This is a genomic window from Dolichospermum circinale AWQC131C (genome assembly GCF_000426905.1).
Lineage (GTDB): Bacteria > Cyanobacteriota > Cyanobacteriia > Cyanobacteriales > Nostocaceae > Dolichospermum > Dolichospermum circinale.
Genome location: NZ_KE384632.1, coordinates 25,340 through 29,091, shown reverse-complemented (window position 1 = coordinate 29,091; position 3,752 = coordinate 25,340). Strand labels below are relative to the sequence as shown.

General features: G+C 37.6%; 4 protein-coding genes and 1 other RNA gene. 4 read left to right on the top strand and 1 reads right to left on the bottom strand.

Annotated elements, in window-relative coordinates; all coding sequences use genetic code 11:
• Nucleotides 1-142: 142 nt before the first annotated feature.
• Nucleotides 143-466, bottom strand: a complete 324-nt coding sequence (locus tag ACIR131C_RS0116530) for a slr1957 family protein (RefSeq protein ID WP_028091097.1) — start codon at nt 464-466, stop codon at nt 143-145.
• A gap of 509 nt (nt 467-975) precedes the next feature.
• On the opposite strand from ACIR131C_RS0116530, the gene ACIR131C_RS0116525 reads away from it, so the two are divergent.
• The 4 genes from ACIR131C_RS0116525 (at nt 976) to ACIR131C_RS0116515 (ending at nt 3,586) form a co-directional block, all read left to right on the top strand.
• Nucleotides 976-1,461 carry a pentapeptide repeat-containing protein gene (locus ACIR131C_RS0116525; RefSeq protein ID WP_028091096.1) on the top strand — a complete coding sequence of 162 codons (486 nt, stop codon included), beginning with the start codon at nt 976-978 and terminating at the stop codon, nt 1,459-1,461.
• Nucleotides 1,461-2,618, top strand: a complete 1,158-nt coding sequence (locus ACIR131C_RS0116520; RefSeq protein ID WP_028091095.1) for a 5-(carboxyamino)imidazole ribonucleotide synthase — start codon at nt 1,461-1,463, stop codon at nt 2,616-2,618. Before ACIR131C_RS0116525 ends, ACIR131C_RS0116520 begins: the two co-directional genes overlap by 1 nt.
• Nucleotides 2,619-2,653: 35 nt before the next feature.
• A non-coding RNA gene (gene ssrS / locus ACIR131C_RS24755) (6S RNA) lies at nt 2,654-2,838 on the top strand.
• A 181-nt stretch (nt 2,839-3,019) separates the two neighbouring features.
• Nucleotides 3,020-3,586 carry an NUDIX hydrolase gene (locus tag ACIR131C_RS0116515; RefSeq protein ID WP_028083147.1) on the top strand — a complete coding sequence of 189 codons (567 nt, stop codon included), beginning with the start codon at nt 3,020-3,022 and terminating at the stop codon, nt 3,584-3,586.
• Nucleotides 3,587-3,752: the final 166 nt, after the last annotated feature.

The following is a 3,752-nucleotide window of genomic DNA, read 5'->3' as shown; positions in this document are numbered from 1 at the left end:
CATGACAGTATTATCTTTATTATTACTAACTGTACCTCATAACTTCGGAAACTGCTGTATGTCGGTTTTTTTCCGTTCACTTACTTAGTTTTGTAGGTTGGGTTGAGGAACAAAACCCAACACTTACAGCATATTACCGAGTCTAGGCATCTTCTGGTTCAAATTGTGCTACTGTTACAGCATTAAACGCAAAAGATAACACTAAAGGAATCGGACATTTAAACCAAAACGTATAAATCACTGCTAAAATCGTGGTGGATATGGCCGCACAAGCCCAGTACATTTCTTGATTAGTGAAGCCATTTTCCTCTTTAATTATTCTTAACACATTCATTGGTATTGGTTCTGGCATCACCCCCCCCGGAGGAAACGCCCAATAATTACCACGTCTCTCCATAAATAAATCTGTCCAGCCATTTTCTAAACACCACGCTTCAATCCATTGAATAGAGTAACGATCCATCATAAAAATACCAATTTCACCTTGTGAATATGTGTCTTAGGTCAATTTCAATAACTCGAAAATTTGCATAAAACTAAATACCAACTCACCGCTGCGGTTAATTATTCTTTAAACCTGATTCTATGCAGCTTGATCTTGATTTGGTATTAGTCAGATAACTGTTAGCAATAACATTAAATTTAAGTCCATCATTCTACATATCTATTAAACATTATGTACATATTGGCAACTTCGCTCCTACAGCTATGACCATAGTTAACAGACTAACACTTGTTCGACCTGTGATAATTGAAAAGATAATAAACTTTACTTGTCATCAAAGTTTATGAATAATTGTAAATATTCAAGTCCTGACAGCCTAATTATCCAATCTTCACCAATTTAGAGAATATAGTAATCACTCAAAAATTTATTACAAAATATTAAGAATTGCCCAAAATTCACCCAATTACCCATTACCAATTACCCATGATCAGATTAAACTAGATCATAGTAACTTGGACTGATAAAATATGTTTTGGCAAAAGGGCTTAGGATTTATTTTGGTAATTATGATTTTGTGCATTTCACAGCCCGCACTAGCAGACTGGACTCATCCTTTATCTTTTAGTAATGCAGAGTTGTCAAGACGAGATTTTTCTGGACAGAGTTTACAAGCAGCGGAATTTTCTAACGCTAACCTAGAAATGGCTAACTTTACAAGCGCTGACTTGCGAGGGGCAATTTTAAGTGCTTCAGTAATGACAAAAGCAAATTTACATGGGGCAGATTTGACAAATGCCATGGTTGATGGGGTAAAATTAATAGGTGCTGATTTAACTGATGCTGTTTTAAAGGAAACTCTTTTACTCCGTACTATATTTGCAGATGTTAACATTACAGGTGCGGATTTTACAGAGGCAATTCTAGATAAAGCGCAAATTAAAGAGCTATGTCAAAAAGCCAGGGGTGTAAATTCCCAAACTGGTGTAGAAACTCGTGATTCCTTAGGATGTTAATGAAACTTGGTATAATCGGTGGTGGACAACTGGCTTGGATGATGGGAGATGCAGCAAATAAGCTGGGAGTAGAATTAATAGTCCAAACTCCTGGCCAAAATGATCCGGCTGTATCTATTGCCTCGGATAGCATTTTGGCCGCAGTTGATGATGCCGCCGCCACAGAAATTTTAGCTACAAAATGTGATATTATTACCTTTGAAAATGAATTTGTTAACCTCACCGCTTTATCAATTTTAGAAAAACAAGGTGTTTGCTTTCGTCCTCAGTTAGCAGCTTTAGCACCTCTATTAGATAAATATGAACAACGTTGCTATTTACAAGATTTAGGTTTACCAGTTCCCCAGTTTTTTGCCTTGTCAAGGGAAAAAGAGGTAGAATCACAAATGGAAAATTTGGGTTTTCCTGTGGTTCTCAAAACCCGCAGACATGGATATGATGGTCAAGGAACTTTTATCATTCCCGATTTTGCAACTTTATCAAAAATAATTAATCACAGCAACGCCCAGTTTTTGGTTGAAGAATTTGTACCTTTTACAAAAGAACTAGCTATCATTGCAGCACGTTCTGTAAACGGGGAAATTGTCACCTATCCAGTGGTAGAAACTTTTCAAAAAGAACAGGTTTGTAGATGGGTAATTGCACCTGCTACAATTACTAAAGAACAAAGTTTAGAAATTGAAGCGATTGCCTATAAACTGTTAAATAGCCTGGAATATGTAGGAGTTTTTGGTATAGAACTATTTCTCACCGCTGACGGGAAAATCCTAGTCAATGAAATAGCACCACGCACCCACAACTCTGGACATTTTTCCCTTGACGCTTGTGAAACTTCCCAATTTGAACAACACCTCAGAGCCGTGTGTGGTTTACAATTAACCAATACTAGATTAAATTGCGCTAGTGCTGTCATGGTTAACTTACTAGGATATGAAACCAGTCAAAGCGACTACCAAAAACAACGTCAACAACTAGCAGAAATTCCCCAAGCCACTGTTCACTGGTACGGTAAAACAGAAGCTCGTCCAGGACGTAAACTAGGACATATCACCGTTTTATTAGAGCAAAACAATCGAAATGCAACAAACGAAATTATACATAAAATAGAATCTATCTGGTATCCCCCAACAAAAATTTGTCAAAATTTTCCAGAATAAACACACAAACTATTTTTCAAAGCTATAATAGGTTAGTTCCACTGCGACGATTGGTGACTGCCATCAAGTTTTTTGATCTATGTCTTTAACAACAAGGGAGCTAAATACTTCTCATGGCAGTATACCGGGCTTGTACCCGGAAACTTTAAATGAGAAACCTCGGTTCCCACCTGGTTTAACCAGGTCATAAACTTAGGTAAAACGGCGTTGTGGTGAACTACAAAATTTTAGCCCCCCAGTTGAAAAAACCGGGGTGCTTTCTCATTTTTCATAATTACTCCCTACTCTCTTCCAGAAAGTAAGAATGTAAAAAAATTACCATTTTTTTAGTCTAAAAAGAACTGATGACAAAAAAAAGCCCCGTATAAATTCTTTATATTGACAAATAATAGAACCTGACTATGCCATTAGGGAGAGAATTACCACAGTTGCTGAAGCAGCGCTTGTTTTATAAAGGGCGCAAATTTGACTTTGAAGTTAATCGTTTGCGTTTACCCAACAAATCAGAAGGGGAATGGGAATGTATTCGTCACCCCGGCGGTGCTTTGGCTATACCTATGACCACAGATGGTAAGCTTGTACTTGTGCGTCAATATCGCTTTGCAGTTCAGGGAAGATTGTTAGAATTTCCTGCTGGTACTGTAGAACCCAATGAAAGTCCTTTAGAGACTGTGAAACGGGAAATTGAAGAAGAAACCGGCTATCATGCTCGTCAGTGGGATAAACTAGGGGAGTTTTTTCTTGCTCCTGGTTATTCCGATGAAGTTATCTATGCTTTTATCGCTAGAGATTTACAAAAGCTGGAAATACCACCAGCAAAAGATGAAGATGAAGATATCGAAACGGTATTACTCACTCCTCAAGAATTAGAAACGGCCATTTTGACAGGACAATTTGTAGATGCTAAATCTATTGCTAGTTTTTTCTTGTTGCGTTCATTTTTAGCTTCTGAGATGACAATCCAATAGACATCTCCGACCAAGAATGTAGAGACGTTCCATGGAACGTCTCTACAAGGGTTCTAGGAAACGCACATTTAATTTTCGGAGATGTCTAATAGAATCGAGAATTTTCAAGTCTTAACTTAATTTTACAGCGGATTTTATCTGATAGCCCGCGTGGTGTAGCCATCCA